13 protein-coding genes are annotated in these 17,158 nt (G+C 50.6%); 9 read left to right on the forward strand and 4 right to left on the reverse strand.

Annotated elements, in window-relative coordinates:
* The first annotated feature begins 187 nt into the window (after window positions 1–187).
* On the forward strand, window positions 188–1,858 hold the full coding sequence (locus tag ACR0NN_RS22680; protein ID WP_170721730.1) for a thiamine pyrophosphate-binding protein: 1,671 nt from the start codon (window positions 188–190) through the stop codon (window positions 1,856–1,858).
* A gap of 102 nt (window positions 1,859–1,960) precedes the next feature.
* Here the strand turns inward: ACR0NN_RS22680 and ACR0NN_RS22685 are convergent, their stop codons facing one another.
* From ACR0NN_RS22685 to pseB, 4 genes are all read right to left on the reverse strand, one after another.
* Window positions 1,961–2,656, reverse strand: a complete 696-nt coding sequence (locus ACR0NN_RS22685) for an acylneuraminate cytidylyltransferase family protein (protein WP_170721728.1) — start codon at window positions 2,654–2,656, stop codon at window positions 1,961–1,963.
* Between the two features lie 11 nt (window positions 2,657–2,667).
* Window positions 2,668–3,639, reverse strand: coding sequence for an N-acetylneuraminate synthase family protein (locus ACR0NN_RS22690; RefSeq protein ID WP_480685602.1), 972 nt, complete (start codon window positions 3,637–3,639; stop codon window positions 2,668–2,670).
* Window positions 3,640–3,735: 96 nt separating this feature from the next.
* Window positions 3,736–4,893, reverse strand: coding sequence for a UDP-4-amino-4,6-dideoxy-N-acetyl-beta-L-altrosamine transaminase (gene pseC, locus ACR0NN_RS22695; protein ID WP_170721724.1), 1,158 nt, complete (start codon window positions 4,891–4,893; stop codon window positions 3,736–3,738).
* Window positions 4,890–5,900: a UDP-N-acetylglucosamine 4,6-dehydratase (inverting) gene (gene pseB, locus ACR0NN_RS22700; protein WP_170721722.1), complete on the reverse strand. Its 1,011-nt coding sequence runs from the start codon at window positions 5,898–5,900 to the stop codon at window positions 4,890–4,892. Before pseB ends, pseC begins: the two co-directional genes overlap by 4 nt.
* A 327-nt stretch (window positions 5,901–6,227) precedes the next feature.
* On the opposite strand from pseB, the gene ACR0NN_RS22705 reads away from it, so the two are divergent.
* The 8 genes from ACR0NN_RS22705 to ACR0NN_RS22740 all read left to right on the forward strand — a co-directional run bounded on the left by ACR0NN_RS22705 (window position 6,228) and on the right by ACR0NN_RS22740 (window position 17,114).
* Window positions 6,228–6,854 (forward strand): formyltransferase family protein, encoded by a 627-nt coding sequence (locus ACR0NN_RS22705; protein ID WP_170721720.1) that lies wholly within the window; start codon window positions 6,228–6,230, stop codon window positions 6,852–6,854.
* Window positions 6,847–7,902, forward strand: a complete 1,056-nt coding sequence (gene pseI, locus ACR0NN_RS22710; protein WP_170721718.1) for a pseudaminic acid synthase — start codon at window positions 6,847–6,849, stop codon at window positions 7,900–7,902. Before ACR0NN_RS22705 ends, pseI begins: the two co-directional genes overlap by 8 nt.
* A gap of 51 nt (window positions 7,903–7,953) precedes the next feature.
* Window positions 7,954–8,514 carry a YdcF family protein gene (locus tag ACR0NN_RS22715; protein WP_170721716.1) on the forward strand — a complete coding sequence of 187 codons (561 nt, stop codon included), beginning with the start codon at window positions 7,954–7,956 and terminating at the stop codon, window positions 8,512–8,514.
* A gap of 231 nt (window positions 8,515–8,745) precedes the next feature.
* On the forward strand, window positions 8,746–9,369 hold the full coding sequence (locus ACR0NN_RS22720) for a pseudaminic acid biosynthesis-associated methylase (RefSeq protein WP_170721713.1): 624 nt from the start codon (window positions 8,746–8,748) through the stop codon (window positions 9,367–9,369).
* 8 nt (window positions 9,370–9,377) lie between these two features.
* Window positions 9,378–10,943 (forward strand): hypothetical protein, encoded by a 1,566-nt coding sequence (locus ACR0NN_RS22725; RefSeq protein ID WP_170721712.1) that lies wholly within the window; start codon window positions 9,378–9,380, stop codon window positions 10,941–10,943.
* A 599-nt stretch (window positions 10,944–11,542) separates the two neighbouring features.
* Window positions 11,543–14,689, forward strand: a complete 3,147-nt coding sequence (locus ACR0NN_RS22730) for an adenylate/guanylate cyclase domain-containing protein (RefSeq protein ID WP_170721711.1) — start codon at window positions 11,543–11,545, stop codon at window positions 14,687–14,689.
* A 180-nt stretch (window positions 14,690–14,869) separates the two neighbouring features.
* Complete coding sequence (locus ACR0NN_RS22735) at window positions 14,870–15,772, forward strand: hypothetical protein (RefSeq protein ID WP_170721710.1); 903 nt, start codon at window positions 14,870–14,872, stop codon at window positions 15,770–15,772.
* A gap of 523 nt (window positions 15,773–16,295) precedes the next feature.
* The gene (locus tag ACR0NN_RS22740; protein ID WP_480685607.1) at window positions 16,296–17,114 is read left to right on the forward strand and encodes a DUF2189 domain-containing protein; all 819 of its coding nucleotides are present in this window, start codon (window positions 16,296–16,298) and stop codon (window positions 17,112–17,114) included.
* The last annotated feature ends 44 nt before the right edge of the window (window positions 17,115–17,158 follow it).

Here is a 17,158-nt window from a genome sequence, read left to right on the forward strand (position 1 = left end):
ATGCAGGTATCATTGCGCGGTATGTCGATGCCATATCGTCGGGATCGTTTCTTGCAAAAAACTTCGGTGTGATCTTCTTTCAGGCCGAATGTTTGGACCGAACTTGCAGCCCCGTTGCTGCTTCAGAACAGACAAACTCAATTTGCGCTAAGCCGTTTCGTGCGATTTCGCTTTCAGGAGGACAGATATGATCACGATCAATGGCGGTGAAGCCGTTTATCGCGTTTTGAAAGCCAACGGCATCGACACGGTGTTTGGCCTTTTGGGCGGCTCAATGCTCGAACTTTATGATGCGATGTACAAGGGCGGTGAGATTGCCTATGTCGGCGCGCGTGATGAACGCGCTGCAGGTCATATGGCTGACGCTTGGGCGCGGACGACGGGTAAGCCGGGTGTCGTCCTGGGCGCACAGGCCGGTCCGGGTGTGGTGAACATTGTAACTGCAGTGGCTGAAGCGCAATTGGCTTATTCTCCTCTTGTCGTAATCGCTGGTGCTATAACCCGCGCGGACCAGGCCAAGGATACATTTCAGGAGGTTGATCAGGTCGCCCTTTTTGCCCCGATCTCAAAACGATCAGTCATGGTTACCGATCCAACCCGGCTGGCCCCAATGCTGGAAGATGCGATCCGGCTGGCCAATTCCGGGCGACGTGGCCCTGTGGTGCTGCATGTCCCGCGCGACCTCTTTGCGGCCAATGTCCCGGATATTGATCCAAAGCCTCTGAACATCGCACGCCCCGGACCTGCGTCCACCGAAGATATCGCCGCCATTTCAAAATTGCTGGCCGATGCCAAGCGTCCCGTTATCGTTGCGGGCGGAGGCTTTAAGTGGGGTGCGGGCCGCGCGGCATTGACTGCGATGGTGGAGGCGCTGGAAATCCCCGTGGTCGCTTCGACGGGCCACGCCGACGTGATGCGCCATCGCCACCCTTGGTTTGCAGGTCAGGCCGGTCCACGCGGCAATCGCGTCGCTTCGCGGTTGACGCACGAAGCGGACGTGATGGTGGTACTGGGCGCACGTCTTGGCTTCAACTCGACGTTCCACAGCAATGACTATGTTGGATCCGAGACCCGCATCGCGCACGTGGATATCGAAGGGTCGGCCGTGGGCCGCTATTTCCCTGCCGAGATCGCTGCACAAGGCGATGCCCGCCTGACTGCCGAAGCACTGACCGCAACTGCGTCAAAACCCGAGTGCGATCCGTGGCGCGACAGTTTCAAGGCCGATATGGAAAGCCTCTGGGCTGAGCGGGCCGAGGAAGCAGCAATCGAAACTCTTCCGATGCACCCCCGCCGTGCACTCGCTGAAATCCGCGATGCACTGCCCGAGGACGCCATAGTCACGCTCGACACAGGTAACACCTGTCTGCAGGCGGCTGACCGGCTGGCCCACTATGCACCGATATCGCTGATTACACCCCTGGATTTCGGTCTCGTGGGATTTGGCCTTGCCGCCGCTATTGGCGCGAAGGCTGCAGCCCCTGAACGCCCAGTCGTCGCGGTGATGGGCGATGGTGCGATCGGATATACGATGATCGAAATACAAACGGCCATATCGCACAAACTGCCAATTACCATCATTGTACTCGACAACGAAGCCTGGGGCGCAGAGAAAGCTTATCAGCAGGAATTCTACGGCGGTCGGCTCTTGGGGGCAGAGATTCAATCCCCTCGCTTTGACAAGTTCGCGGAACTCTGCGGTGGAAATGGCATCTGGGTCGAAGGCCCGGGGCAGTTGGGGAATGCCCTGAAATCCGCCATCGCAAACCAAAAAACCATGGTGATTCAGGCGAAAATTGATCCCGGGGCACTAATGACGCTGCGCAAGGATCTGTTCAAAGCACCAGAGGAAGAGTGAACGATATTAAGGAACATGCTGCACTGATCACCGACAATCGGGGGCGGCTCTAGACCTGAGTTAAATCCAAATTCGCCTTGCAAGGCTTTCATGACATTGACATCAACTCTGATCAAGCTCTCGTTGCTTCACTCGACGTGCATGTTCCAAATCATCCGGCGTATCTATGTCAATCGCCTTCCAAGGGGGGATAATATGAGATTTCAGAAGCTTAGGGTAGAAATTCGGAGACTCGACAAAACTGCTCGTTTTTCCCCAATAGAAAGTTCCGTTGGATCCCAGTGTTCTAGGGTATTGTTGCGATTGCATTAGGTTTAGATCGGGCCAGAGCGCAGCCAGATAGCCATCCTTTTCAATCATTGCTTTATAGGGATGGATCGAGAAGTCCGAAACTCCCATTACTCCGTCGCAGCCGTCAAGTTTGCGCATACTCTCGACCAAATCAGCCGCTTCGAGGAATATGGCCATCGGATAGACCATACAAAAATTCTTGGGTCGGCTGTCGGGCTCATAGCGGTGTAACAACAAATCTCTACACGCCAACGATGCTGGAGCCGTATCTTTTGCCAACTCTGCGGGACGCATTTCGATACTTGCACCAAACTGGCGTGCGACATCGGCAATCTCGTCATCTTCTGTCGACACGACCACTTCTGAAAACAGACCAGAAGCCAAGCAAGTCTCTACAGGATAGGCCAACAAAGGCTTTCCGTTTACATCCGCTATGTTTTTACGCGGTATTCTTTTTGAACCACCACGGGCAGGAATAATTGCAATTGGTGTGTGTTTACTCAGCATCTGTTCAGCGCCTAGAACTGATCGAGCATTTCACCCGAATTGTAGTCGCGTTGGTAAGGGCGTCCTAGGTAACTCTCGCTTAACGCCCAAGAGCTTACGCCAGTTCCCGGTCTTTTAAAGACAAAGTCACTCTGTCGAATCGGATCACCTTGTTTTACGTCCCGAATTAAGTAGGCGGACTTATAGTATTTCTTCGCATCTTGCTGATCTCGGGCCGTGGGTTCAACAACCGGATTGCCCATTGCTCGCTCACAACGACGGATGCATTCGACCCACTCGGAAAACTCTACCGGCTCATGTGCTTTCCAATGTCCGTTTGCAGGGATGTCGCGTGAGGTTGTTAGTCGCTTCTCTAGTATGGCTGCCCCCATACCAACGCTCATGAAATCCAACCAATCGCTGCGTCCTTGCGGAGTATAACCAGCAACCATTCCTAGTTGGCGATACACTTCCATTGCCCGAAAATTCATCTCTGCTTCAACGTCGGTGTGGAAATCGTGAAGAACGATCAGTTCTCCGCCGCCAGCTTTTTTGTAGACATCTTCAAGCGCGATAAGATCAGCCCGCGTTATGGTGCCCGTGTCAAAAATAAGGGGTTTGCCATTCGCCGCCAATTGCTCAATCATTCTGCGGTGGCTGAGGCTCCAAGTGCAGATTTTATTCGTGATCAGATCCAGCCGGTTTGTACGCTCGACCCCGCCCTCATAGTGGCAGGTCACGACCATATCGAGGCCTCGGCTATCGGCCGTTTGTTTGAGTTCGGCCCATTGATCGTCTGAATATTCAAGGCCCTTGAACATTTCCAGCATGTTCTCTGTTCGCGGCCCATCCTTCATCGTGGGATAGGTGTATTCAATGCTATGATCACCTAGCAGCTTTTCCGCCTCAAGCATTTGGAATTTTACGGCCTCAACGCCACTGTCGGCGGCGATGTGAATCAGCTCCTTTGCGCGACCAATGTCTCCGCCATTGGTCAACCCCAAGTCCGCCATCAAATAGATGGGCTGTGCGTCTCCAATGAGGCGATTTCCAAGCTTGACTGAAGGCATGCTGATCTCCTTTATCTGCGGTGCTTCCTATCAGAGCGCTAGCGCGACTTCCAACGACTTCACCACATGTTCTTGCTGATTTTCAGTCAGGTCCGGGTAGAGCGGTATGCTGATTGCGCGATGGTAATAGTCTTCCGAGGCCGGAAAATCGCCAGAAGCAAATCCAAGTCGTTTGTAATAGGGCTGAAGGTGTACCGGGATATAGTGAAGGTTCACACCTATGCCCGACCCCCGCAGAGATTCGAACACTGATCTGTGGCGCTTGGGGTTAGCCTCAGGCAGCCGGACTACGTATAGATGAAACGATGATCGGGCTAGCGGATCACGGCCAGGCAGGACAACTTCTGAGTTCTCCAATAGCTGATCATAGGCCGTTGCCAACGCGTTGCGTCTTTCTACAAATTGTTCCAAACGAGTCAGCTGGCTGCGCCCGAGCGCGGCCTGAATGTCCGTAATACGATAGTTCCAGCCCAGTTCTATCTGCTGATAGTACCACGGACCATCGGATGGGCCGGTCATCAGCTCAGGGTTGCGCGTGATCCCATGGCTACGCAACAACTCAATCCGGGATGCAATCTCAGGATCATTTGTAACCGCGACGCCGCCTTCGCCAGAAGTAACAATCTTTACCGGATGAAAGCTGAACACGGTGATGTCGGAATACAGGGACGATCCAACCGGGGCGCCATCGTATGAAGCGCCTATTGCGTGGCTTGCGTCTTCAACGATCTTGATACCATAAGCCCGTGCAAGCTTACTTATCTGCTTCATGTCCGGAGATTGGCCGCACATGTGTACAGGCACGATAATCTTTGGGAGCGATCCTGATTTCTCGGCTTCTATGAGCTTTTGTTCAAGCGCTTTCGGGCACATATTGAAGGTGTCGGGGTTAATATCGACAAAATCCACATCGGCACCACAATAACGTGCGCAATTGGCTGAAGCGACAAACGTTACCGGCGAGGTCCACAGAATATCACCGGGCCCAAGCCCCAGTGCAGCAACAGAAATGTGCAAGGCCGATGTCGCCGAATTCACAGCAGACACATATTGCGCATCAACCTTCTTGGCCACTGCCGCCTCAAAGGCGGGAATGGCTGGTCCTTGAGTCAGAAAATCAGACCTGAGAACCTCGACGACAGCATCTATGTCGTCCTCGTCTATATTCTGCCGCCCATAGGGGATCATAAGGGTTTCTCTAACTCGGCGCGGTTTTGTTCAATCCAGCTAGAAAGTTCGGACTTTTCCATCCATTCGGTATTCAAATCGCTGGAATACACAAAATCCTCCGCGACCCGAACACCGTCTTTGATGCGGTCCGCGCTCTGTGACCAGTTGTGCAGTGACGGCAGGATCTTGAAATGTTCGTCATATTCATAGGTGAAGGGAGCGTCTTCAGCGCCAACCATTTGCTCGTGAATTTTCTCGCCGGGTCGTATCCCAACAACTTCCGTATCTGCGTGCGGTGCGATCACATTCGCGATGTCTGTCACTTTCATCGATGGGATCTTTTTGACGTATATCTCGCCACCCACCATGTCCTCGAACGCATGCCAAACCAGCTCTACGCCTTGATCCAGAGTGATCATAAACCGCGTCATCCTTGTATCGGTGATTGGCAGAGAGTTTTCGTTACGCAACTTCATGAAGAATGGAATGACTGATCCGCGAGACCCCATAACGTTGCCGTATCGAACGACTGAGAACCGAGTCACGTGGCTACCGGAATAGGAATTTCCAGCGACAAACAATTTGTCGGATGCCAGTTTTGACGCTCCATACAGATTTATCGGACTGGACGCCTTGTCTGTCGACAGCGCAACAACACCTTTGACCCGCTTATCGATTGCCGCGTCGATGACATTCATCGCACCGTTAACGTTTGTCTTGATGCATTCAAACGGGTTGTATTCCGCGGTTGGCACTATTTTTGTGGCAGCTGCATGCACGACATAGTCGACCGAGTCGAAGGCCCGGTACAAGCGCTCGCGATCCCGGACATCGCCAATAAAAAACCGTACACGGGGATCACCCTGGAACTTGCGGGCCATCTCCCATTGCTTCATCTCATCTCTTGAAAAAATTATTATTTTTGCGACGTCTGTCTTTGCTAGAGTCATCGGCACAAATGCGTTGCCAAAAGAACCTGTACCACCGGTAACCAGAATGGTGCTGCCGTCAAACTGGTTCAACATAAATTAATTCCTTTAGCCATTTGCATTACTTCGTTTTTACATTTCCTATGCGGGTAAATCGCCAACCCACTGTCACCGGATACAGTTCTACGGTTTCGCTTAGCGTCGTTCGCACGGTTCTGGATGGCATGAACTTGCTCGTTTTCTCACAATGAAGCGCCCCATATTGATAATTCCAGCGACTTGTCCAGTGCCTGAGACGTGATAGGATAAAAAAAAGTCCTACACCAGCTTCTTCATTTGCAGTATCCCAACCGCGAATTCTGCGGTAAAGCAGCGCCCGAGATCAGCCGATGCACCGTGAAATCTAGCATAATGAAATGATCTATGAAGCCAACATCGAGCGCAACAGTCTTTAGGCCCAATGGCGCCATCAAACGGACCATTCTTTTTTTGGGCTATGGCAGGCGCCACACGACGCTCATCGATGCCTTGCTTTCTGCCGGTTGCGAAGTCCATCACTCAGAGGACGGGATACCTGACAAAGAATATGATCTTGTGATAAGCTTTGGTTACCGGCACCTGATCCGAAAATCGCAGATTGAGAGCATCGGATGCCCAATTATCAATCTGCATATCTCTTACCTGCCCTATAACAGAGGCGCACATCCCAACTTCTGGTCTTTCTTTGATGAGACTCCTGCTGGAGTGACGATCCATTTGATTGACGAGGGTGTCGATACCGGCCCGATCCTTTTTCAAGAACGTGTTTTGTTCGCCGAAACTGAGATTACCTTCGTTCAGACTTATGACAGGCTCATCAAAGAGATTGAGACTCTCTTTATTCGGAGACTTCCTGAGGTCATAGCGGGCAACTGGACTTTGCAAGAACAGGTTGGTGAAGGAACTCAGCACAAGTTGTCTGACCTGCCCGCTGACTTCGCTGGCTGGAATTCCATCATTGTTGATGAAATAAAGCGATTGCGTCAGATTACCGGAATCCCAAATGCCTAACACCATCTCAATTAATGACCGCCAGATCAGTGCAGAACATCCACCTTATGTGATCGCTGAAGTCTCTGCTAACCACAACGGATCGATTGATCGTGCTTTGGAAACCATCAAAGCCGCGAAGGAAGCCGGTGTCGATGCAGTCAAGATTCAGACCTATACGCCAGATACTATGACGATCAATTCTACGGCTAAGGACTTCATGATCGAAGATGGACTGTGGAAAGGCCGCACGCTTTATGATCTTTACGGTGAAGCACATACGCCGTTTGAATGGCATGCACGAATTTTCGAATATGCCCGGTCATTGAGCCTAACCCTGTTCTCTTCTCCGTTTGATGAAACGGCCGTAGATTTGCTCGCGAGCCTAGATGCACCTGCTTACAAGGTTGCCTCATTCGAGTTGGTTGACCTGCCGCTGATTGCATATATTGCCAAACAAAGAAAACCAATGCTGATGTCGACTGGCATGGCGGTCCTATCTGAAGTGGGTGAGGCCATCGAAACAGCCAGACAAAATGGCTGTAATGAAATCGCATTGTTCCATTGCATAAGCAGTTATCCGGCACCGCTAGATCAAGCCAACGTTAGTGCCATCAAATTGCTCAAACGCGAGTTTGACGTCGAAGTGGGCCTATCCGATCATACAATGGGTAACCTTGCGAGCGTTGTTGCAACCTCGACCGGCGCTACGCTGATCGAGAAACACTTCACGCTCTCACGAGCAGACGGTGGTGTGGACAGCACATTTTCTCTTGAACCAGATGAGATGCGTTCATTGATGGAAGATACACGGGCGGCATTCTCTGCGCTGGGAGATGGCAACTTTTCCAGATCACCCGCGGAACAGCCAAACAAAATATTCCGTCGTTCTTTATATTTTGTTGAAGATCTGGCTGCAGGTGAGATGATCTCGAGCAAACATATCAGGCGGATACGGCCTGGCTTTGGGATGCCTCCGAAATTCTATGAACAGGTAATTGGGCAACGAGTATCCCAAGCCGTTAAGCGAGGTGACCGCGTCACCGAAGATGTACTAGTCAAATCTTAAGCCACCGAAGCAAATACGAACATGAGAGCAGTTGCAATTCTAGCGCATCACATGGATGCGGAGGCAAATTTGGGTTCAGAGTCCCGGGCGCGGATTGAGCAGGCTGTCGCATTGCATCGTGAAAACCCCTTCGATTTGTTTCTCACTACCGGGTGGAACTATCGGAAGGATTGCCCTCGAATGATCGGGGCCGTAATGGCCGACGAACTGCAGGCAATCCACGCAATCGACTCAAGCAAAATTGTCGTAGACACCAATTCGCGTGACACTGTTGGGGACGCCTACTTTTTGCGACGGAATGCGGTCATTCCCATGCGTATTCGCGACCTAGTGGTCGTGACATCAGATTATCACGTTGAAAGAACAGATTTCATATTCCGTTCATTTTTCCCGACTGGGCTAGAACTCGACGTCGTTGGCGCGGTTTCTGGTTCGCTCGGGGACGAAGCTGTTCTGCTAAATGAAAAGGACTCTTTGCGGGCCTTCCAAAAGACCTTCGCCGCAGTGGATTTTAAGGACGATGGGCAGGTTTGCGAAGCTCTCAGCACAAAACACCCATTCTATAACGGGCAGGTCTATGATCAGTTACGGTGCTCTACTTTAAACGACTAGTGCGGCAATGCGTCAAAACACATAGAATTCCCGTTTGCGTGAGAGTATCGGATTGGTTGTGACTGAAAGCTCAATCCTCAGATCATAATCGCGACTTATGCGCCTAGAGAAACGCATGAACTGCCTTGCTAAGCCCTGTTGCAACGCGCTATGCGGTGGGCAAGTTCGGCAGCGCCTCATACCAAACCCGCCTGCACGTACTGAGGATTACCACTGCCTAAGGAGAGTCGCGTGACGAAGAGCAGCCAATATTCGACACCGCAAGAAGCGTTTTGGGCCGGTGAATTCGGAAATGAATACATTCGACGCAACCAAGCCGAACGACTGCTCGTTCCTAAAATAGCCGCATGGTCGCAGATGCTTAGAACTTGCGCGCAGGTAAATTCGGCGGCTGAATTGGGTTGCAATATTGGATTGAACCTTCTGGCGCTCAGCAAGCTCAGAGCTGGGATCAAATTGCAAGGTGTTGAGATCAACGAGGCCGCGGCGGCGGAAGCGCAGAAAATAGACGGGGCGGAGGTGCGTGTGGGCACAATCACCGATCCCTTGGAGCTGTCGCCCTCAGATCTGACGTTCACAGCCGGTGTTCTTATTCATGTCAACCCTGATAAGCTGCCTACCGTATATGAGAATTTGGTTAGAAACAGCAATCGATACGTGCTTGTAGCCGAGTACTTTGATCCAAATCCTGTCGCAATTCCCTATCGGGGTCACGCAGACCGTCTGTTCAAGCGCGATTTTGCGGGTGAGCTGATCGATGGCTTCGATATGAAATTAGTGGATTACGGTTTCTTCTACAAACGTGACCAGTTGGTTCCACAGGACAATATCACGTGGTTCCTGCTTGAAAAGTAATCTAAGTAATGACGTCATCTCAACTGCAACAGGAAGCGCTACCTAAAAGCACTGGCTTTATCCCCGAAGGGACCGAGTTCGTTAAGCTGCTGAATGAGATTGAAAAAGAGATCCAGCCTTCCACCTGCCGGATCAAGGGCTTCAACTATTGGCCAATTCTCCGTTTCCAAATCAACGCCAAGCGAAGAAACGGATTTATTGCAGGTGAACGTGACCTGCTTGAAGTTAAGAAGCCCAAGATCAAGAACCGCTGGAAGTTCTGGTCCGATTGGGTATTTCAAGTTTGGAACCCGGTTCACGAGATGCGCTGGCTGGACGGTTCGCTAGAAGAGTTTCCAAGCGAAATTTTTGAAAACTTCCCTAAGGCGGAAGTTTTATATCTCAATCGCAAAGCCCAGTATCGCAGAATTGGAGGTACTGTCTTTCAGCCACTTACCGACGGCCTTAGATGGATCGCCAATAACAATAAATCTCAGTTGTCATTGTCGACGCACGATCCTCGAGGCACAGCTGAACAGTTTCTGGTTCCGACCCTAATACAACCTGAACTAAAACTCACGCGTCCATTTGCGCTGGTAAAACCAAAAACCGAACAGGACTATAGGGCGCGAAAAAAGGTCTTGGCAAAGACAAGGGAAACCAACGCCGTAATAGAACGGTTGGCACCAGCTTTGCAGCTGAACGAATTCGTGGTCCTGGATCGGCTCGAACGGAACGCTAGTGCGATGGTCTACTATGCAGCACTGCTCAAAAAAGTTCGACCAAAAACAGTGTTTCTAAGCAGTTACACAGGGGTAAACTATGTCTGCGCTGCCGCACGTCATCTTGGGGTGACTGTCGTCGATGTTCAACATGGCGGAATTTATCCCGATCATCCACTGTCAGCAAACTGGACCCACGTTCCGGCGAAGGGATACGAGCTATTGCCAGATGTCTTTTGGTGCTGGACAGAGGATAACGCGCGATGGATCTCGACAACGATCTCAAGTTATCACCGCGCGATTGTCGGGGGAAATCCGAAGCGCGCTGTGGAGGACGCATTACAGGATCCTGCATCAGCGCCTCGCTTACCGCCAAAATCGCTGGATCAGAGGCCGCGTGTGCTCGTGGCACTCCAATACGGAAAAAATGAGCTGATCCCGACGCATGTCAGGGAAGCTTATGAAGCCACCAAGACAAGTGTCGCTTGGTATTTTCGTTTGCATCCTTCAGGACGCGAACGTTTGGCTGAGGCGCAGCAAGTACTTAATGTAAGCGCCGAAGAAATACTTGAATTTAGCGATTGTACAGAACACCAAGCCATGGCGCCGATGGATATGCTGATCACAGACGCATCGACAATTATTTACAGGTCGTTGGAGATGGGGTTGAAAACAGCAGTTTGGTCAGACATAGGAGCCGACTACTTTTCTCATCTCATTCAAGATGGGTCAGTTAAAGCGCTCAAAAGCAGTGACGAGATTGTCGGCTTTGTTTCCGAACCACCATTGTCAAAACTTGAATCAAATGTGTCAGACAATTTGGATCAATACTCAAAAAGATCAATTCTAAAGGCCTTTGATGCGCTTACGTGAAGGGTCTGGCCAAAATTAGGGTGCGATAGCCTTCGAAGAGAAATTGAGCAGCAGGCAACTATCATTAGACCGATAGGAAAAGATGTGCGGTTTGTCCAGAGCCTGTTGATTTGGAACATTTTTTCTGACCCAAAAAGCCATTGGCCAAAGCCTGTTGTGCTGCGGCGCGGCCCGTCGAATGAGATCCGAGCTACGCTATCGAAATCCAGAGTTGTTTGGCCTAGCTGATTGCGGAGATAGCTTCGAAATGTCCACTGATTGGTTGGTTAGTTGCTGTTTCACTTGATTTGAGTTTGGAGGGTTTGTTGATAACTGTGGATAGCTGGCTCTGAGCGCAATCAATTGCAAACCAAAATCGACCGAAAATACCACACATTTGATCTTGTGGACGCAATTTCTGTCTTGGGGTAGGGTTGCCGGAGGGCTGCAGTGGCCGCCTCGATTTGAATGATCATAAATTGATCACTAGGTGCGCAGTTAATTTGAGCTGATATTCGGCAAGCTGAATTATTGACTTCGACAGAAGCGAAATCGCGCGGCAATATGCCAATTTAAAAGAATGCAACTCTCATTGAGGCCTATTTGACTGAGGAAATAAGATGGCAGGCATCAAGGCGTGGTTAAAGAGTGTTTCGCTTGAGCAGCACTACGATGTGTTCGCTGCAAACTCGATCGAATTGGACATTGTTGCCACCCTCACTGAAATTGATCTGATAGAGCTTGGTCTGAATTTGGGTGATCGCAAACGTATGATGCGTGCGATCAAAGATTTGCAAGAACGTCAAGACGAAGACATCGGCGATAAGTCTGAGCGATCGGCACATTCCGATATTTTCCGCGTGATTGGGAGCGGAGCCTCGGATGTCATCCCCGAGCGCCGTTACCTGACATTAGTTTTTATCGATCTGGTGGGTTCAACTAGGCTATCAAATCAACTCGATCTGGAAGAATATCGTGCAGTTCTGCACGACTACCAGGCTTTGTGTTTTGAAATTGTACGCCGGCATCAGGGTCATATTGCACAGTTTATCGGAGATGGCGTTGTCGCTTATTTCGGGTACCCGACGGTAGAAGAGAACGACGCTGAAAGAGCTGTCACCGCAGGATTGGAGATTTGCAGCTCGATTAACAAGATCAAGCACGGAGATGGGCAGTCTATCAGGATTAGGGTAGGTATTTCTTCCGGAGAAGCCGTGGTTGATGGTCACTCCAATTTAGGCGGGCTGGTGTTCGGCGAAGTTCCTAACATGGCCGCTCGAGTTCAAGAGTTGGCCGATCCAGGAACCGTCGCCATCAGCGAATACACCAAACAGCTAATAGGCCGAAATTTCGATTGTGAGTGGAGGGGAAAGCAAAGCCTCAAAGGGTTTGAAACACCTGTTGGCATATGGCGAGTTCTAAGTTTAGAACAACCCGTGCTGCGTTTTCAGGCCCGCCACGGCACCTCCGGTGCACCGTTCGTAAATCGCGTTGACGAGATCGCGATCATCAAGAAGCACTGGCGTGCAGCACGGCGTGGCAGAGGTCAAGCCGTCATGCTGTCTGGTGAAGCTGGGATTGGAAAATCGCGCCTGGTCGAAGCGGCAACGCACGATTTTGAAGCGCGCCGGTGTTTGCGGCTGAGTTTTCAGTGTTCACCCAATCATGAACGCAGTGCGCACTTTCCTGTGATAAGCTGCATCAGCCATATGGCTGATTTTCGCAGATCCGACAATGTTGACCAGAAGCTAAGAAAGCTGAAGCTGCTGCTGTCAGAATGGGCGGAAGTTACGGAAAAACATTTGCCTCTGTTTGCAAATGCCCTGTCTATACCTACGACGGTCGAAGACAAACAAACAAAGTTGCCATCAGATCGTCTGAAGGCTCAATTCCAGGATGCCCTAGTGCAAACTGTGGCAGCCTTGGCGCATCGGCGCCCAGTGTTGTTGTTGTTCGAAGATTTGCACTGGATAGATCCTTCGACGGAAGAAATCATCGAGCTGCTAATAGCACGGCTCAGATCCAAGCCAGTACTGATCGTATGCACATTTCGACCGACCTATCATCCGCCCTGGATCGGCAAGAGCGATATAGTTTCTATAAAGATTTCACGCCTCGACAGAGATCACGTTCATCAGATGTTGGACGAGCTGTTGCAATCCGAACGGGTCACTCAAGAGATGAAAGATGAAATTGCGACCAGAACGGATGGAGTGCCATTGTTTGCTGAAGAAATGGCGCGGATGGTCGAAAACCGATTTACAGAACCAGATGAACAGACCTTTGACCAGACTGCACTGGCATTACCCCCGACCCTCAAGGAACTGTTATGGGCGATGATCGACAAACTGGACTCTGCGCGCGAGATTGTCCCGATCTGCGCCGCGATTGGTCGCAATATCTTGCCCGCGATGATTAGTGCAGTCAGCAACCAATCGATCAAATCGACCCTTGCTATGCTGGACGAACTGGTTACGGCGCAAATGCTCGTGCGAAGTGGCGTTAGTTCTGATGGAACATATTCGTTTCGCCACGCGCTTATTCGGGAAGCGGCCTATGATCTTATGCTGCCCAGCCGTGTGCGCGCTGTACACAGACGAATTGCAGAAGTCATGGCAACATCGTTTAGAGATCTGGTCAGTCAGAACCCGGAATTGCTGGCACAGCACTACTCGCGCGCAGAAATGCCGAGACAAGCTCGGGATGCTTGGCAGCAGGCAGCGATCATTTCGAGCGAACGTTTTGCAAACGAAGAGACTATACACCATCTCAACGAAGCCTTGTCCGAGAATGCGAAGATTGAGCCAAGTCCCGACCGCGACCGCGAAGAGATCGATTTGCGTAAGATGTTAAATGTTGCACTTAGCACTCGGGCTTTCGGATCAAAAGAAGTTCTGAAAAACCTCGACAGGTTTCGCCATCTGCTTGATAAATCTGCCGCCAGTTCCGCCGACGCTTTTTTGGCGGTACATGTACAGTTTGGCGCGCAGCTGACACTGGGTGATCCTCTTGGTGCCTTAGCTCTTTGCGATTATCTGGATGAAGTTGCCCAACGAACCCAGAATTCCACGATGGCGGCGCTCGCGGCACATAATATCGGTATGAGTAATTTCATGCTCGGCAGGCTGGATGAAGCCATCTCTGCCTTTGATCGTGCGATTGCGGTGCGCGGGCAATCCGCACCGGATGATATATTCCACTATCATGAGGCTGACATATACCTCGTTGACCTTGCTATGCGATGTTGGGCCAAAGCACTGAAGGACGGAGATAATTCCGAGCTCCGGTCTGAAATAACGGATCTGGTTGCGCGTTTTAGAAATGAACCTCATGCGTTTACCCGTTGTTATGGGCTTAATATACTGGCCACCGCCTACCAGATACTTGGCGAAACAGAGGATTTGCTGGAGTTAGTCGATAGCGCCATAGAAATCAGCCGTGAGCGTGAATTTCACTATTGGAGCGCCTGGGGCAGAATACTACGCGGATGGGCGCAGTCTTCGAATGGCCAACACACCGAAGGTATTGCTGAGATTAGCGCGGGTATCGAGGACTATCTTCAAACCGGGTCGACCCAGATCGTACTCTATGCTCAGACGTTACTCGCTGACGCTCATTCGTTAGCGGGCGAAATACCCGAAGGATTGAAGGTCATCGACCAGATCAGATCTGGTGAGAAAACATGGAGCGTTAGATATCAGCTGCCATTCACAAACCGTGTCGAAGAGGCGTTGCGTGCTGGTCAGATTGAAGCTTCGGAGAAATGATTGAACAAGCTTGATAGGGCCTGACCTCTGGGCTCATGTGGGTCTGCATTGCCTCGTGAAAATGGCAAGAGAAACTGCTGACAGCCCGTTTAGCTGCCCAATATTTGATACAAATAGAATAATTTGATAGTGTTCAGCTATATTGTTTCGAATTTAATATCAAAAAACCTGGGGATAATCATGTTCATAAAGAAGGCTCTAGGCGTTTCTCTTTTCAGCGCTGTCATGATGTTTTCGATTCACGGCCCGTCGCAAGCAGTGGAAATTGTTTCTGAGGGTGGCGAAAAAGAAGAAGGTGGAAGCATCTTCACGTTTCACTTTCATCCAGTTGTTGAGTTCGATGGAATATCCTATCCCGGAAACTTATTGCGTTCTGAAGCACCTGCGCCTGTAGCACTGGACCCTGTTCAACTCTTCGAAGATTTTGGAGATTCCAACAGGGTTCTAGAAGCCCCAGGAATGCCCGAGCTGATCGAACAATCACTGGAGGGCGGGGTTGCTGCGTCGTTTACTGATATGGTTCTGACTGATCTTGCGGTGATGCAAAAGAACTGTGTCATAAATGGTGTGCCGATAGAAAACGCGATAATCACACCAAAAGAGAGTGTTCTGCGACTTCATACTAATCCGATCCGAACAAACGCTATATTGAACATTTTTTCCTGGAAAACACTTACGTGCAGCGAAAACGGAAACGTAATATCGATACCATTGAAGCGTCGCTGGGTTATCTCGATCGAGTCAGGGTTGGAACAGGGTGTGATCTCGAAAAACATTGGTGGGGTCGAAATGACTTACAAGATGTTTGCCCAAGGTAAGTCGATCAAGTTGTTGGCCTATTACTCCAATCTCACTCTGCAAGGTAAGAGATGGGAGCATCACATGCGGTTAGTCTCTGGATTCGACCAGTTTGGAAATGTTGATCCCAGGAACAAATACTACACCCCGAAGGCTGCGAGTTGCATTGATATCGACTTCAAAGTCAAACCAGACAACGATGATGACATCATATCTATAGCTCCTGGCGACATGCGATTCTGTGCTCGAGGTTGCGTCCCGGGTGATGTCAGCGCGACCAAATAGCTTGTCCGCGGGCCAGTGGGTCAGCGCCTAAGTGATTCTCGATTTGCGTTGGTCTAAACCAACCCCATTTCGATGGCCGGGCAGGTTCTGTAGGAATATTCTCATCTATATGACATCGATCGGGGATGTTGCTGTCCCGATGATGTACGCAATGCGAGAGCTCAGGGCTTCCACGAAAGCAGTTGCCAGTGGGGTTAGCGGCGATTTTGGCTAGCAAATCGAAGGTCTAAGGATCGAAACTCGGCAGCCCGCGTTGCGCAATAGTGCTGACAGTTCAGTTGCGCTCGGCGATGTTGGTGGCATCCTCGTGCAGCTAACGTAGTAAAATCGATAAGATGTTTCAGGCTAAATCCGATCCAACGGACTAATTGCTTAACGAGCAAATATCGTCAGAGTTTCTGCAACTGTCACTTGCGCTTGGATAGCAACCTTCAATTTATTTAGTTGGCAGAAATATGCGAAACTATCGCTAGCTCTGTCAGCGAAGGGAAAAGTCCATCAATTGATTTTGAAGGAGTGTGTCATGACGTCCAAGATCACCAAGCCCGCTCTGGCGGATGCGCATACAGCACACCTGCAGGCCATGCCTAAGGTCAATGTATTAACAGCGGAGGATATCACCAGTTCGCTCAAGGCGGGGTTTTCGGATTTTCTGGCTCGTCCTCTCATGAGCGGCTTTTTCGGCCTATTCTATGCTGTTTTTGGAATTCTATTCGTTTGGTGTCTGGTTTGGTTGGGCAAGATTTGGATGATCATTCCCGCCGCAGTTGGCTTTCCGCTGGTAGCGCCGTTTGCTGCGGCAGGGCTTTACGAAATGTCCCGCCGATTGCAAATCGGAGAGGGTTTTGGCTGGCGTGACATTCTCACTGTCATGGCCAACCAAAGAAAGCGCGAGATGGGTTGGATGGCGTTCGTCACGCTGTTCATTTTCTGGGTGTGGACCTATCAAATCCGGCTTTGGCTCGCGATCATTCTGCAGAAAGCCTCTTTCTCTGATTTTGACGGGTTTATGAATGCCGTCTTCTTCACGCCGCAGGGGTGGACATTCCTTGCAGTCGGCACATGCATTGGTGCGTTTCTTTCGGCTGTCCTGTTCTCAGTGACCGTAGTTGCGATGCCCATGCTGCTCGAAAGAGAAACAAATTTCGTGTCCGCAATGTTGACGTCCATTCGGGTGGTCACGGAAAGCCCTGTTGTCATGCTCGGTTGGGCTGCGATCATCTCCGTCACGATGCTGTTGTCTCTCATTCCAGCGTTCCTGGGTTTGATCTTCACACTGCCAATACTCGGGCATACCACTTGGCATTTATATCAGCGGGCTGTTTCATTTGCAGATGAGTGAACAGGGCGAGCCCGCTTCAACCGATGGATTATGTGCCTAAACCT

Source organism: Ruegeria sp. BA2, from assembly GCF_056539605.1.